General features: G+C 68.9%; 19 protein-coding genes. 11 read left to right on the plus strand and 8 right to left on the minus strand.

The window, feature by feature from the left end:
• Positions 1–58 precede the first annotated feature (58 nt).
• From NC4_RS21350 to NC4_RS21365, 4 genes are read left to right on the plus strand one after another with little or no spacing between them, the layout of a single operon-like run.
• On the plus strand, positions 59–1,042 hold the full coding sequence (locus tag NC4_RS21350; protein WP_245721829.1) for an ABC transporter substrate-binding protein: 984 nt from the start codon (positions 59–61) through the stop codon (positions 1,040–1,042).
• Positions 1,039–2,322 (plus strand): enterobactin transporter EntS, encoded by a 1,284-nt coding sequence (entS, locus tag NC4_RS21355; protein ID WP_084529558.1) that lies wholly within the window; start codon positions 1,039–1,041, stop codon positions 2,320–2,322. The genes NC4_RS21350 and entS overlap by 4 nt, the downstream gene beginning before the upstream one ends.
• On the plus strand, positions 2,322–3,158 hold the full coding sequence (locus NC4_RS21360) for a siderophore-interacting protein (RefSeq protein ID WP_067541189.1): 837 nt from the start codon (positions 2,322–2,324) through the stop codon (positions 3,156–3,158). Before entS ends, NC4_RS21360 begins: the two co-directional genes overlap by 1 nt.
• A gap of 6 nt (positions 3,159–3,164) precedes the next feature.
• Positions 3,165–3,446, plus strand: coding sequence for a phosphopantetheine-binding protein (locus tag NC4_RS21365; protein WP_084529560.1), 282 nt, complete (start codon positions 3,165–3,167; stop codon positions 3,444–3,446).
• Between the two features lie 77 nt (positions 3,447–3,523).
• Here NC4_RS21365 and NC4_RS21370 read toward each other — a convergent pair whose 3' ends face one another.
• Positions 3,524–5,113 (minus strand): (2,3-dihydroxybenzoyl)adenylate synthase, encoded by a 1,590-nt coding sequence (locus tag NC4_RS21370; protein WP_067541191.1) that lies wholly within the window; start codon positions 5,111–5,113, stop codon positions 3,524–3,526.
• Between the two features lie 103 nt (positions 5,114–5,216).
• Here NC4_RS21370 and NC4_RS21375 point away from each other — a divergent pair, with 103 nt between their 5' ends.
• From NC4_RS21375 to NC4_RS21385, 3 genes are all read left to right on the plus strand, one after another.
• Positions 5,217–6,017 carry an SDR family oxidoreductase gene (locus NC4_RS21375; RefSeq protein ID WP_067541193.1) on the plus strand — a complete coding sequence of 267 codons (801 nt, stop codon included), beginning with the start codon at positions 5,217–5,219 and terminating at the stop codon, positions 6,015–6,017.
• 9 nt (positions 6,018–6,026) lie between these two features.
• Positions 6,027–7,169 carry an isochorismate synthase gene (locus NC4_RS21380; RefSeq protein ID WP_067541195.1) on the plus strand — a complete coding sequence of 381 codons (1,143 nt, stop codon included), beginning with the start codon at positions 6,027–6,029 and terminating at the stop codon, positions 7,167–7,169.
• A gap of 166 nt (positions 7,170–7,335) precedes the next feature.
• Positions 7,336–8,007, plus strand: coding sequence for an isochorismatase family protein (locus NC4_RS21385; RefSeq protein ID WP_067541197.1), 672 nt, complete (start codon positions 7,336–7,338; stop codon positions 8,005–8,007).
• A gap of 2 nt (positions 8,008–8,009) precedes the next feature.
• On the opposite strand, the gene NC4_RS21390 is transcribed toward NC4_RS21385, so the two are convergent.
• Positions 8,010–8,423: a nitroreductase/quinone reductase family protein gene (locus NC4_RS21390; RefSeq protein WP_067541199.1), complete on the minus strand. Its 414-nt coding sequence runs from the start codon at positions 8,421–8,423 to the stop codon at positions 8,010–8,012.
• A gap of 40 nt (positions 8,424–8,463) precedes the next feature.
• On the minus strand, positions 8,464–9,882 hold the full coding sequence (locus NC4_RS21395) for an APC family permease (protein WP_067541202.1): 1,419 nt from the start codon (positions 9,880–9,882) through the stop codon (positions 8,464–8,466).
• 109 nt (positions 9,883–9,991) lie between these two features.
• Here NC4_RS21395 and NC4_RS21400 point away from each other — a divergent pair, with 109 nt between their 5' ends.
• Together NC4_RS21400 and NC4_RS21405 are read left to right on the plus strand one after the other, a co-directional pair.
• Positions 9,992–10,618 carry a TetR/AcrR family transcriptional regulator gene (locus tag NC4_RS21400; protein WP_067541204.1) on the plus strand — a complete coding sequence of 209 codons (627 nt, stop codon included), beginning with the start codon at positions 9,992–9,994 and terminating at the stop codon, positions 10,616–10,618.
• Positions 10,615–11,748, plus strand: coding sequence for a DmpA family aminopeptidase (locus NC4_RS21405; protein ID WP_067541206.1), 1,134 nt, complete (start codon positions 10,615–10,617; stop codon positions 11,746–11,748). The genes NC4_RS21400 and NC4_RS21405 overlap by 4 nt, the downstream gene beginning before the upstream one ends.
• Before the next feature lie 5 nt (positions 11,749–11,753).
• Here NC4_RS21405 and NC4_RS21410 read toward each other — a convergent pair whose 3' ends face one another.
• Positions 11,754–12,152 (minus strand): hypothetical protein, encoded by a 399-nt coding sequence (locus NC4_RS21410; protein WP_067541208.1) that lies wholly within the window; start codon positions 12,150–12,152, stop codon positions 11,754–11,756.
• Positions 12,153–12,357: 205 nt separating this feature from the next.
• Between NC4_RS21410 and NC4_RS21415 the strand changes: the two genes are divergently transcribed.
• Positions 12,358–13,233, plus strand: coding sequence for an LLM class F420-dependent oxidoreductase (locus tag NC4_RS21415; RefSeq protein ID WP_067541210.1), 876 nt, complete (start codon positions 12,358–12,360; stop codon positions 13,231–13,233).
• 25 nt (positions 13,234–13,258) lie between these two features.
• On the opposite strand, the gene NC4_RS21420 is transcribed toward NC4_RS21415, so the two are convergent.
• Positions 13,259–13,693 (minus strand): T6SS immunity protein Tdi1 domain-containing protein, encoded by a 435-nt coding sequence (locus tag NC4_RS21420; RefSeq protein WP_218021254.1) that lies wholly within the window; start codon positions 13,691–13,693, stop codon positions 13,259–13,261.
• A gap of 46 nt (positions 13,694–13,739) precedes the next feature.
• The gene (locus NC4_RS21425; RefSeq protein ID WP_067541212.1) at positions 13,740–14,150 is read right to left on the minus strand and encodes a hypothetical protein; all 411 of its coding nucleotides are present in this window, start codon (positions 14,148–14,150) and stop codon (positions 13,740–13,742) included.
• Between the two features lie 207 nt (positions 14,151–14,357).
• Between NC4_RS21425 and NC4_RS21430 the strand changes: the two genes are divergently transcribed.
• Positions 14,358–15,062 carry an ankyrin repeat domain-containing protein gene (locus tag NC4_RS21430; protein WP_067541214.1) on the plus strand — a complete coding sequence of 235 codons (705 nt, stop codon included), beginning with the start codon at positions 14,358–14,360 and terminating at the stop codon, positions 15,060–15,062.
• A gap of 3 nt (positions 15,063–15,065) precedes the next feature.
• Here the strand turns inward: NC4_RS21430 and NC4_RS40415 are convergent, their stop codons facing one another.
• Positions 15,066–15,209, minus strand: coding sequence for a hypothetical protein (locus NC4_RS40415; RefSeq protein WP_157555014.1), 144 nt, complete (start codon positions 15,207–15,209; stop codon positions 15,066–15,068).
• Positions 15,210–16,142 (minus strand): vWA domain-containing protein, encoded by a 933-nt coding sequence (locus NC4_RS21435; protein ID WP_281186351.1) that lies wholly within the window; start codon positions 16,140–16,142, stop codon positions 15,210–15,212.
• Between the last annotated feature and the right edge of the window lie 14 nt (positions 16,143–16,156).

Consider the following 16,156-nt stretch of genomic DNA (forward strand, 5'->3'; position numbering starts at 1 on the left):
GTTTCGGGATTTCCACACCGAAAGAGAAAGAACACCCAATCCAATGATGTTGTACCGAATGACGGCTCGCGTGCGCGCCGCCGTCGCGCTGCTCATCCTCGCGCTGGTCGCGGTGGTGGCGGGCTGCAGTAGCTCCTCCTCGGACGAGGCGAGCAAGTCCGGCACGCGGGAGGTGCAGACCGCCAAGGGCGCGGTCACCGTGCCCGCCGATCCGCAGCGCATCGTGGTGCTGAACGGCTCGCTCGCCGGGTACCTGTACGACCTGGGCGCGAAGGTGAAGGCCGCGGATCCGCGCGTGTTAGGTGTGACCCTCGAGCCGGGCGAGTTCCCGGCCGCGTGGTCGGCGGACGCCAAGCAGCAGGGCACCGAGGTGGTGCCCTCGGGCGACAACCTGAACCTGGAGTTCATCGCGGCCCAGCAGCCGGATCTGATCATCGGCGGCGGCCTGGGCTTCCCGGGCCAGCAGACCATCGACAACTACGACAAGTTGACCGCCATCGCCCCCACCGCGCTGGTGCCCTCGGACCTGCTGCAGTGGCAGGACCAGCTGAAGTCCGTCGCCGACATCGTGAACCAGTCCGACAAGGTCGACGGCATGATCGCCAAGTACAACGACAAGGTCGCCGCGGTGAAGTCCAGCATCAAGGTGCCGCAGGGCGCGGTGTCGGTGTACCAGTCGCGCAAGGATCAGAAGCCCTCGGTCATCGCCCCCGGCACCCCGCTGTTCGGCCTGCTGACCGCGGTCGGCTTCACCGTCGACGACAAGGTCGAGGCCAAGGCCGGTAACCCGGCCCGCCTCGCCGCCGCCGACTGGGTGAACTTCAGCCCCGAACTGGCCAGCACCGTTGTCGACGCCCCCAACCTGTTCGTGGTGCAGCTCGACGGCGGCCGCAGCATCGCCCAGCTGAAGGAGGATCCGGTCATCGCGAAGCTCCCGGCCTTCCAGGCCGGTCACGTCTACGAGCTGCCCGCCACCTCGCAGCGGCCCGACTACCGCAACACCATGGCCACCCTCGATCTGCTGGGGGAGCGCTTCAAGTGACAGCCGTCGGCGGCCTGCTCATCGATACCTCACCCCTGAAGGCCAGCCGGGGATTCCGCTGCGCCTTCGCGGCCCGGCTGGTATCGGTGCTCGGGATCGGCCTGCTCATGGTGGCCCTGCCCGTGCAGGTCTACCAGCTCACCGGATCCTCCCTGCATGTCGCCGGCGTCACCACGGTCACCGCGGTCGCCCTGTTCGCCGGAAGCCTGGCGGGCGGGGTGATCGCGGACCGGTACGACCGGCGCGATGTCACCCAATGGTCGGGCAGTGCAGCGGGTTTCGGCTTTCTCGCACTCGGGATCAATGCCGTGCTGCCGGACCCGTTCCTGGGCGTCATCTACGCCGCGGGCGTGGTCGACGGCCTGGCGGGCGGTATCAGCGGATCGGCGCTCATGGCGCTGGTCCCGCAATTGGTCGGCCGGGAGAAGCTGGCCGCCGCCGGAGCGCTGACCGCGCTCACCTCCGACCTCGGGACCATGATCATCCCGGCCATCGCCGGTCTGCTGATCGCCGAAACCGGCGTCGGCCCGGCCTTTTTCATTGCCGCGGGCGCCACCGTCGCGACCGTCGGCCTCATTCGCGCCATCGGCCCCGCACCAGCACCGGCCCGCAATACCGAGCATCCGCTGCGCGAACTCGCCACCGGCATCCAATTCGCCATGCGGCACAACCTCATTCGCGCGGTCCTGTTCACCGGCTTGGTCGCCATGCTGGTGAGCGGCCCGCTGGTGCTGCTCCCGGCCTTCGTCGACGTCGAACTCGGCGGCGGCCCGACGGTGCTCGGCCTGCTGTATGCCGCACCCGGCGCTGGCGCGGTGCTCGGTTCGCTGACCAGCGGCTGGATCGGCCGCAATCACCGCCCCGGCCAGGCGCTGCTGCTCGCGGTGGCCGTCATGCCGCTCGGCGTGATCGCGGCCGGACTGTGGGCCAATGCGGCCTGGGTCTTCCTCGGCCTGGCCGCATTCGGCCTGGCCCGCGCGGTCAGCATGGTGCTGCGCTACACGCTGCTGCAACAGCAGTCCCCGGAGGAGTTCCGGGGCCGGATCTCCGGCCTGCTCATGGTGCAGGCGGTCACCGGCTCCGCGATCGGCTCCATGGCCGCCGGTGTGGTGGGACAACTCTTCGCGCCCGACACCGCCTTCATCGCCTACGGCGTCGCGGTGCTGATTCTGGCCGGGCTCGCGGCGGCCTTCGCCGGTCCGCTCTACCGGCTCGGCGGAAAAGACAGCGCCGCACCGGTTCCCGCCCCGGCCCCGCCTGATGGAAAGGAAGAAAACTGATGGATCGCGCGGCCTACGCCGAACGCATCACCGAAGTGCTCGCCGGTGAGCACGGGCACAAGGTCGGTTATCCGATCGGCTTGTGTGCCGTGGAAGTAGTGCGCACCGTGCCGGTGGGTGCGGGCCTGGTGCGGATCACCTTCCGCGGTGCGGATCTCGCCGGATTCCACAGCTATGTGCCGGACGAGCATGTGCGCCTGGTCTTCCCGGGCGAGGACGGCGTGCTGCGGCTGCCCAAGAAGGACGGGCTGTCCCTGGAATGGGGCAACCCGCGCCCGGTGTCGCGCGAGTACACCGTGCGCCGCTTCAGCGCCGAAGACCGGGAACTGGATATCGATTTCGCCATCCACCCTGGCGGTTTGGCCTCGGACTGGGCCCTGGCGGCCGTCCCCGGCACCCCCATGCACATTGCGGGCCCGCCCGGCGGCGTGGTGGTGCCCAAGACCTACGACAAGTACCTGCTGATCGGCGATATCACCGCGCTGCCCGCCATTGCCCGCTGGCTGGAATGGCTGCCGCGCGACTCCGCGGGCTGGGCATTCATCGAGGTGACCGGACCCGATGAGGAGATCGCCATCGACGCCCCGCCGGGATTCGCCGTGCACTGGGTGCACCGCGGTGATGCCGAGCCGGGCACCGGCGACGCCCTGGAGAAGGCCGCGCGCATGGTGGAAGTTACTGCCGGAGAACGGGTTTACGCCTGGCTCGCCGGTGAGTCGGGCGTGCTGAAGCCGATGCGCCGCTGGGTGCGCACCGAGCTCGGCATCGGCCCCAAGGACTGCCTGATCGCCGGGTACTGGAAGCGCGGCGTCGCCGATTACGACCGAGACGAGTGAGGGATCATGACCAACGAGAACACCGCGCTAGCCGACGAGAACACGGCGCCAGCCGACGAGAGCGCGGCGGGCGCCGAGCGGCAGCGCGTAATCGACGATGTCGCAGCCGCTCTGGGCATCGACGCGAGTGAACTGGACGACGAGACCAATCTGCTCGACGCCGGGCTGGACTCGGTGCGCATCATGTCGCTGGTGGAGAAGTGGCGGGCCGACGGCTTCGAGCACGTCGACTTCCCCAGTCTCGCGGCCGCTCCCGTCCTGGGATCGTGGATCGACGTGCTGTCTTGACGGGTGGCGCGGCGGTATCCGCGCCACCTCGCGGTGCGGTAGCCGCACGGCCCCGCGGGGCTGTGCGGCTATTGCTGTCAGTTCCGGTGCGCCCCTTCGGCGAGCAGCTGCCGCAGATCCTTGCGGCTGATCTTGCCGACCCCGGTCTCCGGGAAGTTCTCGACGACCACCACCGAGTCGGGCATCTTCCATGCCGCCACCCCGCGCTCGCGCACGAAGGCGCTGATGCGTTGTCCCAGTACCGGATCCGGCGTGCCCACGATCACCGCATGGCGAATGCCCGGATGCGCAAGCAGGTGTTCCTCGAGCTCCTCGGCCGACACCTTCTCACCGCCGCGGTTGATCCAGTCCCCGGCCCGGCCGCGCACCTCGAGATTGCCGTCGGGCCGCAGGCTCACGATGTCACCGGTGGTGTACCAGCCGTCGGCGGTGAAGCTGCGGGCATTGGCCTCGGGATTGTCGTAGTAGCCGCGAATCGTGTACGGCCCCTGGGTGACCAGATTGCCGTCCGTCCCCGGCGGCACCTCGACGCCGTGGTCGTCGACCACCTTGACCCGGTCGTACTCCGACATCGGGCGGCCCTGGGTGCAGATCACCACCTCGTGCGGATCATCCAATCGCGTGTAGCAGACCAGACCTTCGGCCATGCCGAACACCTGCTGCAAGGTGACCCCCAGCGCCGGTCCGACGCGCTCGGCCAGCTCCTCCGGGCAGCGCGCACCGCCCACCAGCACCACCCGCAGGCTGGACAGGTCCGGGGTGTCACCGGCTTCGGCCCGCTCCACCCACAGCCGTGCCAGCGGCGGCACCAGACCGGTCATGGTCACGCCGAACCGTTCGATGAGCGGAAACGCCGTCGCCGGTGTGGGATCCGGCGTTAGCGCCACGGTGCCGCCCGCCCACAGCACGCCCAGAATGCCGGGCGAGCTCATCGGGAAGTTGTGCGCCACCGGCAGCGTCGCGAGATACACGCTGTCGCTGCCGAGTTCGCAGATCTCGGCGCTGCGCCGCACGCTGAACAGGTAGTCGTCGTGGGTGCGGGGAATGAGCTTGGGAATGCCGGTACTGCCGCCGGACAGCTGCAGGAAGGCCACCTCACCGGCATCCAGCACGGGCAGTTCGCCCGGTTCGTCGCGGAACTCGTCGAGGGTGCGCGCGCCCGCAGGCAGCTCGGCCTCGTCGCCGACGATCAGCAGATGCTCGAGCGAGTCGACCTGCTGCCGGATCGAATCCGCCAGCGCCGCATAGTCGAACAGTTGATGCTTGCCGCAGCTGATCATGGCCTTGGCCCCGCTGGCGGTGGCGATGGGCACCAGTTCGGCCTGCCGATGCGCGGGCAGGCAGAACACCGGCAGCGCCCCCAGCCGGAACAGCGCGAAGATCACCTCGACGAATTCGGCCCGGTTCGGCAGCTGCACCAGCACCCGGTCCTGTCTGCCGATCCCGAGCCGCGCCAGGCCGGTGGCCAATGCGCGGGAACGCCGATCCAGCTCCGCGTAGCTCCAGCTGACGGCCGGATCGACCACGGCGACGGCATCGGGAGTGGCGGCGGCCCGCGCGGCCAGCATGTCCCCGAAGGTCTCGCCGGTCCACAAGCCGAGCTCTCGATACCGTTGGGCGTCGGCCGCGGGCCACGGTGTGAAGCCGGGGAGAACGGTCGATGACATTGTGGGACAACTCTTTTCAGGAGAATTCGGTCGGCGCGCCCGAGGGCGAAAAGCTAACTTTGCGAACGGGCGCACCACATTCTTATCAGGTTAGGCTAACCTTATGGCCATGATCGATTCGGGTGAGCGCGTGGTCGTCGTGACCGGAGCCGCCGCGGGTATCGGAGCCGCCGTGGCGGCCGCCCTCGCGAGCGACGCCGACGCGATATCGCTGTGGGACCGAGATCCGCGGGTCCACGAGGTGGCACGGGAATTGAGCGCCGGGACACCGGCTTCCGTCTCCAGCGTGGAGGTGGACGTCACCGACCGTAGCGCAGTCGGGGACGCCTTCGACAAATTGAGCGTCGAGCACGGCTCGGCCACCGTGGTCGTGCACGCGGCCGGAATCATGCTCGCGAGCACCGGCCTGGACACCACACCGGAGGACTGGGACCGCAGCATGGCGGTCAATGCCACCGGCGTCGTGCACGTCACCCAGCGCGCCGCCGCCGATATGGTGAGCGCGGGCGGCGGCGCCATCGTCGTCGTATCCTCCAATGCCGCAAGCGCTCCGCGCGTCGGCATGGCCGCCTACTGCGCCTCCAAGGCCGCCGCCGCCTTCACCCGGGCCCTCGCCCTGCAGGTCGCCCCGCACGGGGTGCGCGTGAACCTGGTCTCGCCCGGTTCCACCGACACCCCCATGTTGCGGGGCCTGTTCGCCGACGGCGACCAGCCGCTCACCGATGCTTCCCACACCGCCCTGCTGGACGGTGATCCGACGGCCTACCGCCTCGGAATTCCCCTGCGGCGCATTGCCGCTCCCGCCGATATCGCCGCGGCGGTCAGCTTCCTGGTATCCGACGACGCCCGCCACATCACCCTGCACGATCTGCGGGTGGACGGCGGCGCGACGCTCGACATGTGACCCGAGAGGATGATCCCCATTTCCGCCACGACCCCCGATACCTCGGAACCCGCCTTTATCCTGGCCCGGCCGCACCGGACCGTGATCGCGCACGGCATCGGCCGGGTGTTCACCGGCGCCGCCGAGGCGGTCGCCGCCCTGCGCGGCGGGCAGGTCGAATACATTGTCGGCGCACTGCCTTTCGAAGTGGGCGCACCCGCCGCGCTGTTCGCGCCGCAGTCCGTCACGGTGCTGGACTCCCCGTACCGGCCCGCTGCGCCGGAGTCCCTACCGCGCTTCGAGATCGACTCCGCGGTACCGCCGAGCGCCCATATGGAGCGGGTCGCCGCCGCGGTCCGGCTGCTGGCCGACCCGGTCCACTCGCCACGAAAAGTGGTGCTGGCCAGGTCGATTAGCGCCCGCGCCGACCGGCCCATGCGGGCCGCCGAACTGCTGGACCTGCTGGTGGCCACCGATCCGGTCGGCAATGGCTTCCTCGTGGACCTGTCCGCCGCGGGCGAGGTGTACGACGGTAAGCACCTGGTCGGCTCCAGCCCCGAAATTCTCGTCCGCCGCGACGGCGCCGAGGTGCTCAGTCACCCGCTGGCCGGTTCGACCCGCCGCGCCCCCGATGCCGACGCCGACCGCGCGGCCGCGCAGCATCTGCTCGGCTCCGCGAAGGATCAGCACGAGCACGGCTATGTGGTGGAACAGGTCAGCGATGTGCTGCGGGACCGCTGCGCCGCCGTGAACACCCCTGCCGCACCGGAACTCACGAGCACTCCGGAGATGTGGCATCTGGGCACCCCGATCACCGCCACCGTGCCCGTCGACGGCCCGTCCGCTCTCGAACTCGCGGCCGCCCTGCACCCCACCCCCGCCATCTGCGGCACCCCGACCGCCGCGGCCGCCCGCGTGATCGCCGACCTCGAGGGCGATCGCGGCTTCTACGCCGGTGCGGTCGGCTGGTGCGCCGCCTCCGGCGACGGTGAATGGATGGTCAGCATCCGCTGCGCCGAACTGGCCGCCGACGGACGGAGCCTGCTCGCCCACGCGGGCGGCGGCATTGTCGCCGAATCCGATCCGGCCGCCGAACTGGCCGAGACCACCGGCAAATTCCAGCGCATCCTCGGCCCCCTCGGCATAACCGACGTACCGGTCACAGTCGCCTGACTGTCCCGCCTCCCCGGAACTTCAGCGCCCGGCTGAGAGCCGTTGGAGACGCGCACGCGTGCCAGCGGTCAGGTGGGTGTCTGAATTTTGGGCGTACCCGATGAGTTACCCGGCCCTCACGAAATCAGTGGGTCACCGATCCACAAGAACGATTACCGGAGTTTCCATGCCTATCCCCCCGATCGCCCCCTATTCGATGCCGACCGCCGACGAGGTCACCCCCAATCAGGTCGACTGGACCATCGATCCCACCCGCGCGGCCCTGCTCATCCACGATATGCAGGAGTACTTCATCTCGGCCTACGACACCACGCGGGAACCGGCCAGCACGCTCATCGACAACATCGCGACCCTGCGCGCCCGCTGCCACGACCTCGGCATCCCGGTCATCTACACCATGCAGCCCGGCAACCAGCACCCTTCGCGCCGCGGCATTCTCGCCGACTTCTGGGGTTCGGGCATGTCCACCGGCCCCGACACCGAGGTCATCGCCGAACTGCGGCCCACCCCGCGTGACATCCAGGTCACCAAGTGGCGCTACTCGGCCTTCCAGCGCACCGACCTACGCGACCTGCTCAGCTTCTACAACCGCGATCAGCTCATCGTCACCGGCGTCTACACCCACATGGGCTGCATGCTCAGCGCCGCGGACGCTTTCATGAGCGATATCCATCCGTTCCTGGTCTCCGACGCCACCGCCGACTTCAGCCGCGACGAACACGTCATGGCCCTCAACTACGTCACCCGCCGCTGCGGCGCGGTGACCGCGACGGCCGACCTGCTCCACCATCTGGGCGGCGTGCCCGTCTCGGCTGGCGTCAACCCGCTGGCCAACTGAACCTAGGCGGATTCGCGGTACACGGCGATGACCGGGATGCGGCGGGAGGTGTTCGCGCGGTAGTTGGCGAACTCGGGGAGGATCTCGACCATGCGGTTGAACTGGGTGTCGGCCTCGTCGCCGGTGAGGAATTCGGCCTTGCCGGTGTAGGTTTCGGCGCCGGTCTCGACCGTGAGCTCCGGATTGGCGCGCAGGTTGTGGTACCAGGCCGGATGCTTGTCGGCGCCGCCGTTCGACGCGATCAGCACGATGCGGTCGGCGCCGGGCACGCACACCAGCGGATTGGTAATGCGGCGGCCGGATTTCGCGCCGGTAGTGGTGATGAGGACCATATTGTCGCGCCCCTCGAAGGGGCCGCCCACCTTGCCGCCATTGGCGCGGAATTCGGCGATCACGTTCTCGTTGAATGCGTTCACCCCTACGCCAACAGCGGTTTCGGGCCGAAACTTCCCCGAATCAATCCGGTTCGGGCGCTTCGGCGATCGGGTCGGGCAGGGTCCAGCGGTCGGTGCGGCGGGGTCGCAGGTAGAGGCGGTAGTAGAGCGCGCCCAGGAGCATGGTGAGCACGCCCACCGCCAGCTGCGTCCAGGTCTCCACCAGGACCCGGTAGCTGATGTAGAGGACCACCGCGATGACGATCAGCGGCGGGATCGGCCACAGCGGCATGCGGTAGCCGCGGCTGGTGCGGGCGTGGGGGCGGCGCAGGCGGAGGGCTGCCAGGGCGACTATGAGGTAGACGAGGACGACGGTCGCGCCGGTGGCGGTGATGAGCCAGTCGAGGGGGATGAAACTCGCCGCCAGGGCGGCGAGCGCGCCGACCGCGAGGGTGGCGGCGACGGGGGTGTGCAGCGCGGGATGGACCCCGCCCAGGACGCGGTCGATCGGATCGGGCCAGGAGCGGTCGCGGGCCGACGCGAACAGCAGCCGCGCGATCTGCAGGATGATGGCGATTACGGCATTGATGATGGCAATGGCAATGCCCAGGCTCACCAGTTTGTTGATCAGTTCACCGCCGCGGCTGGTGAGCAGGTAGTTCATGGGGGCGTCGCTGCCGAGCAGCTCCGTCATGCTCGGTGCGCCGAGAACGACCGCGGCCAAGGGGATCACCTCCACGGCCACGGTGACCGCCAGACAGACCATGATGACGCGGCCGATGGAGGTGACGGCGTTCTTGGTCTCCTCGGCGTAGTAGACCGCGGCGCCGTATCCGTTGTAGGCGAACAGGGCCACGGGGATCAGCGCCGCGGCCGCGCCCGCGGTAATGCCGGTCAACTGATCGCCGTCCAGGGTCTGGGCGCGGAAGAACTCGCCCGGGCCGCGTTCCACATTGGCGAAGCCGAGAACGGCCAGGGTGATGATGGCGAGGATCTCCATGGCCAGGGCGATGCCGGTGATCCACGCATTGGTGCGGATCTTCAGCAGGGCGACGGCGGTGGTGGCGAGGATGACGGCCACGCCGATCCACTTGCCGCTCAGGACTTCCCAGACCGCACCCAGATAGTCGCCGGTGCCCAGGGCGATAACGGCGATGATGAGGATGCCGGAGACCAGGGTGAGCAGGAAGGTGGCGAAGCCGACGGGTTTGCCGAGCAGCCGTGCGGCCCAGCTGTATTCGCCGCCCGCCACCGGATAGGTGGCGGAGAGTTCGGCGTAGCAGAGGCCGACGAAGACGGCGGCGAGCGCGGCGACCAGGAAGATCGAGACCGACGCGCCCCCGGCGCCCAGCAGCACCGCCGGGACGATGATGAAGACGCTGGACGCCGGGGTCACCGCGGACAGGGTGATGAGGATGTTCTCGCGCATGGACAGCGAGCGCGACAGTTGCTGGCGGTAGGTGGAGACGGACTGGGCTCCAGGGGGCGCGGGATCGGGCATCGCAAGCCACCTTTCTTTGATTGTTCAATCAAAGAATCAATGAATCCGCTTTTCAATGGCCGTAAGTTTGGTTAATTTGTTTTTAACTGGAAGTCAGGGAAAGGGCGGGATGGGCAGGCGGAAGGATCAGGAGAAGGCGCGGGCCGCCATTGTCGACGCCACCCTGGCCGCCATCCGCGAGCGCGGGGTGGACGCGCTGCGCATCCGGGACGTGGCGCAGCTCGCGGGGGTGTCCACGGGCACCGTGCACTACTACTTCGAGGACTTCGACAACCTGCTGCACGAGGTGCATCGGCAAGCGAGCGAACGGTTCTGCACCGATCGCATGGCCATGGTGGCCGGGATTCCGGACGCGCGGGCGAAGATGCGGGCCATGATCGTGGCCGGACTGCCCAGTTCGACGGAGGATCCGCTCGTCATCGCGCTGTACGCGCTCAATGCCTATATGAACTTCCGCGATCACCACGCGGCGCTCACCACCGCCCTGTACGAGAAGCAGGTGGCGCTCTACCTGGCGGTGCTGGAAGTCGGTGCGGCGCAAGGGCATTTCACGCTCACCGAATCGGCGTTGGACATCGCCAACAATCTGGTGGCGCTCGAGGACGCCTACGGGCTGCACATCATCACGCCCAATCGGGCGGTGCCGCCCGCGCGGGCGGCCGAGCTCATCTGCTCCTATGCCCGCACCGCCACGGGGTGCGCGGATATCACCACGACCTCCGGGGAGACCGCATGACATCGACGGGACAGCCGCGCGGGCGCGATCTGGGACTCGAATTCCACGGCACGCCGGGGCCTTTCAATGCGATTACCGATGTCGCAGGGGTCGAGGTCGGGTATCGGACGCTGATCGAGGGCGAGGGCGCGCTGAAGGTCGGGCGCGGTCCGGTGCGCACCGGGGTCACCGCCATCCTGCCGCGCGGGCGGGCCGGAGTGGGACGGCCCTGTTCGGCGGGGTGGTTCTCGCTCAACGGCAATGGCGAGATGACCGGCACCACCTGGATCGACGAGGTGGGGGAATTGGGTGTGCCCATTACGATTTCCAATACCCACGCGGTCGGCGCCTGCCATACCGGCGTGATCGAATGGGTCAACGAGGTGCATCCGGGGCAGGCGCGCGAGTGGCTGCTGCCGGTGTGCGCCGAGACCTGGGACGGCTATCTCAACGACATCAACGGCGGGCATGTGACGCCCGCGGTGGTGCGCAGCGCCCTGGACGCGGCGCGGTCCGGGCCGGTCGCGGAGGGCTCGGTGGGCGGCGGCACCGGGATGAACTGCTACGGCTTCAAGGGCGGCAGCGGAACCTCGTCGCGCCGTATCGCTTTCGGTGCGCGGAACTTCACCGTCGGTGTCTTCGTCCAGGCGAACTTCGGTTCACGCGCCGAGTTGACGGTGCTCGGGCGGCCGGTGGGCGCGCGGCTCGACGTGCCCAATCCGATGGAGACGCCGCGCCGGTCCGAGCCCCCCGCCCCGGCGGGCGCGGGATCGGTCATCGCCATCGTGGCCACCGACGCCCCGCTCTCGCCGCTACAGTGCAAGGCGCTCGCACGCCGGGTTCCCCTGGGGCTGGCCAGAACCGGGACCACCGGCAGCTTCTTCTCCGGCGATATCTTCCTGGCCTTCTCCACGGCCGATGATCGCGAATCCTCGACCTCGTTTCCGCGGCGGGAGATTTCGGAGACCGAGATCGAAACGCAGCGGATGATGCCGTGGAACCGCATGAATCTGCTCTACGAGGCGACCGCGCACGCCGTGGAGGAGGCGGTGCTGAACGCGCTCGTCGTGAACCGCGACATGACCGGCCGGGATGGGCACTGGACGCCCGCCCTACCGCATCACGCACTCCTGGAACTGCTGAAGCAGTAGGGATTTCACGCCGCGAGGGCGGAATTGATCTTGCGGATCAGCTCCGCCGCCGCCGGATGCGGGCGACCGCCGTGCACCTGCTCGGCGGCGCTGACGGCGGTGCCGATGGTCCGGCGGAAGTTCTCGGCCTCCGCCGGTTCCTTGGCCTCGAGGATCCCCACCGAGGCGGTGAGCGCGGGCAGCACGCTGTCGGCGATATCGGCCACGGTGCGGCCCTTCAGGTTCGGCTTCGCCTTCATGTCGTTGATGATGTGGCCGACCACGCCGGTGGCGGCATTGAGCGCCACCACCGTAGCGGTGCTGACGGCCCCGGCCTTACCGCGGTCGGCGGCGGCCAGCAGGGTGACGACGCCGTACGCGGCGGTCTGCAGGGTGTTCCGCTCGTCCTGGGTCAGGGTGCTCATGGTCTTGCTCCTTATCGCTGTGTGGTGTGCCGTTCGGCGTGATCTCACAGTGCACGGCGGCGCTGACAGGGCCCTGACAGCGCGCCGACACCGGCCGACCGGGTGCCGAACCACGATTCGCGCCGCATAACAAGGGATCGACAGTCCATGGAAACGGTGTGACGCCGGAACAAGAATGAGGGCAACGACCGCATCGGAGGATGTCATGGAGCTCGGATTCCATCTGCCCATATTCGAAATCGACGGTGGTCCAACGGCTATCGCCGGTGAACTGGCCCGGGTCGGCGCGGCGGCGGAGGCTTCCGGCGCGACGTGGCTGTCGTTCATGGACCACTTCTTCCAGATCGAGCCGACCGGCCTGCCCGCCGAATCGAACATGCTCGAGGGTTACACCACCCTCGGCTATATGGCCGCGCACACCTCGGAGATCGAGCTGGGCCTGCTGGTCACCGGCGTCACCTATCGGCATCCGGGCCTGCTCGCCAAGATCGTCGGCACCCTCGACGTGCTCTCCGGCGGCCGCGCCGCCCTCGGTATCGGCGCGGCCTGGTTCGAGCGCGAGCATCGCGGGCTCGGCGTGCCCTATCCGCCCATCGCCGAACGCTTCGAGCGGCTCGAGGAGGCGCTGCGCATCTGCGCGCAGATGTGGGATCCGGCGAACAACGGGCCGTTCGAGGGCAAGCACTATCAGCTCGCCGAGACCCTCTGCGCACCACAACCACTGCACCGGCCGAAGGTGCTCATCGGCGGTAGCGGCGAACGCAAGACCCTGCGCCTGGTCGCGCAATACGGCGACGCCTGCAACCTCTTCGCCGCCGACCCCGCCGACATCGAGCACAAACTCGATGTGCTGCAACGGCATTGCGACGCGGTCGGCCGAGACTACGCGGAGATCCGCAAGACGGCCCTCGCCTACTACCCCTACGGCAACCCGCAGGGCCGCGACGAATTCGTGCGCAGCATGGCCGCTTACGCCAAGCTCGGCATCGACACCGCCATTGTCATGCTGCCCGGCGGATCGCCCGCGGCCTGGATCGACGAGATCGCCCCCGTCGTACCGCAGCTCGCCGAGCTCGGATAGGGCGCTGCGGCCTCGGTAGGGCGGCTCACTCGAATCCGTGCGCCTGCGCAACCAGGTCGAAGAAGACCCAGACGCCGCCCTTGTCGTAGGAGTCGGGGTGCTCGGAGTCGCCGAGGAACGGGTACGGCGTCGCGATATAGACCTCGTTCGGGCCGAGCGGGCCGAGGCGTTTGCGGATCTGGGCGACGTGATCGGGTTGCAGGACGTAGGTCACGAAATTCGGGTCGAACAGGACCTGGTCGATGAATTCGGTGACCTCGGTGAAGACGCCGTAGCGTTTGGTGCCCGCGCTGTACGGGTCGAGGACGCCGTACTCGCCGGTGCGGGTGCTCATGAGGAAGGCGTGGCCCAGGTCGGTGTAGCCGACGACCGTGTCGAACTGCGGGAAGTGCTCCGCCCAACCCGGCATTGCGCGGTCGATGCGGACGGATTCGATCAATCGGAAGGGCACGCTGGTCACATGCCCATCCAACCAGAGGGCGCCCGGCCCTCCGTACCGCGCCGCCTCAGCCCTCGAGCGCTCCCGCGATCTTGCGCATGATCTCCGCGGCCGCCGGATTGGGCTGCCCGCCCAGGCAGTACTCGGCCGCCTCGACCGCGGTGGCAATGGTCCGCCGGAAATTGTCGACCTCGGCGGGCGCGTTCGCCTCCAGAATCCGCAGCGAATCGGTGACGGCGGGCAGGACTACATCGGCGATATCCGCGATGGTCCGGCCCTTCAGGTACGGCTTCGGCCGCTTGTCGTTCAGCACATGCCCCACCAGACCGGTGGCCGTCCGCACCACATTGCCCGCCGCTGATCCGATCCGCGCCGACATGGCGATGCCGGTGTCCCCGGCGGTCAGTAGCGCGACCACCCCGTAGGCGGCGGTCTGCAGGGTGTGCTGGTCGTCCTTGCTCAGCGTGATAGTGCTCATGGTCGTCTCCTCCGAGTCGGTTCCGCATGCGGTGTGTGCGGTGTGCTGCCCACTGTCGCCGCCCGCGCTGACAGCGCTCCGACAGTTCGCTGACAGCGACCCCGGCGCATTCGGCGATGACTGAATACTGTTGCCTGGGCGACGGGCGAGTGCGACCATGGCGCGTGTTGCTCATGCCGAAAAAGGTGCTGTGCCAAGGCGCGGAGCATGAAGTCGGATATCGCGACGGGCGAATTCGGGCGCCCGCGCACGATGAGGTCGCGATCGAGCGGGAACGGGCGCTGGTGGCGCTGGGGGGGTACGGCGGACGGTTGTTTCGCCCTGCTGTTCGGGGGATATCAGGCGTGGATCCAGGAGCGGATGGAACAGGCGCTGCGGCGGCACGGGATCGGGGCGCTCGCGGAGATGGCGGATCTGGTGCGCTGCGGGGCGGATCCCAATCAGCGTGATCCGGGCACCCAGCTCGCCCCGCTGCACCGGGCCGTGCAGGGCAAGCGGGCCGATATCGCGGAGGCGCTGCTCAGCGTGGGCGACGATATCGCGGCGCATGCCGAGCGATTCGGGACACCGCTTCGAATGGCTTGCGCCATGGGCACTTCCGATATCGTCCGGGTCCTGCTGCGGTACGGGGCGGATCCGGCGGCGGGACCGGACCGGCCCCTGCACGTGGCCGCCGAGTACGGGCGCGCCGAGATCGTGGGGATACTGCTCTTCGAAGGGGTCGAGGTCGATTTCCGGGACGGGGCTGGGCGCACAGCGCTGCATGTGGCGGCGGCCAATGGGCAGTCGGGCGTGGTGACATTCCTGCTCGCGGCGGGGGCGGATCGCGACGTGGTGAACAAGCGCGGGCGCACACCGGCGCAGGAAGCCATGGCGCAGGGGCATTTCGGCGCGGCCATGCTGCTGGCCTGACGGTCAGCGCTCGACGCGGTCCACGAATACCGATTCGATCCAGGCCGGAGGTTCCGGGGGATCCACGCCGATGAGCACCGCGATCACGCGGGCGCCGGGGGTGAGGGCGGGCCAGGGGGTATAGCCGTCGGTGAGGACGACGATCACCTACGGTCGCTGCGGAAGCCGCAGGGCCGCTTCGATTCCCACGGTGAGATCGGTGCCGCCACCGCCGCGCAGCTCGATGTCCTCGATGCGGTGCACGCGGCGGACGGTGTGCACCTCGGCGTCGCAGGCCAGCACGGTGATGCGATCGCCGCCCAGACCGACGGTGCGCAAGATGCCGGTGGTCTCGGCGTAGGCGGCGGCCAGATCATCGGGGAGCATGGAACCGGAGGTGTCGATGACGACCGCGACCCGGGGCAGCGGCCGGGCAAGGGCGGGCAGCACGACGCCGGGGACCGCGACGCCGCGGCGGGCGGGGCGGCGGCGGGTGTAGTCGATGGCGCCGCTGGCCCACGAAACCGCTTCGCGCAGAACGCCTGCCAGGCGGGTGCGCCAATCGACGACCGGCTCGAGGGTGTCGTCGGCCCACAGCAGCCAGCCCTCCGGGACCGATCCGGCGGTGCGCTCATGGGCGCGGATGGCCTCGGCCGTGGTCTTGCGCAGCGAGGCGGCTTCGGCGGGATGGACGGAGGGGGTTTCGCGATCGGCGGCGGCCTCCCAGGGGCGCGGTCCCGGGACCGCGCCGGAGCCGCAGTCGGTGTGCGGGCCCAGCGGGAAGCCGAACCGCTGGGACAGGCGGTCCGCGAGAGCGTCGGTGTCCTGCTCCGGAGAGTCGGCGGAGTCGCCTGTGGCCGAGGACTTTTCGTCGTCGAGCTGGTCGAGCAGCAGGTGTAGGTACTCCTCGAACAGCTTGCCCTCGGGCCAGCCGAACAGCGCGGGATGCAGGCCGCCCTCGGGCAGCACCAGCTCCTCGGCGATGAGATCGTCATTGATCTCGCAGTCCTCGGCAATGTTCACCAGCATGGGATGCACCGGCTCGGCGAGTTGCGCCGCCCGCTCGAAGTGCCCGCGAAGCAGATGCGACACCTCGTGCACGAGAACCCCGGACA

Source organism: Nocardia crassostreae (genome assembly GCF_001613405.1).
Taxonomy (GTDB): domain Bacteria; phylum Actinomycetota; class Actinomycetes; order Mycobacteriales; family Mycobacteriaceae; genus Nocardia; species Nocardia crassostreae.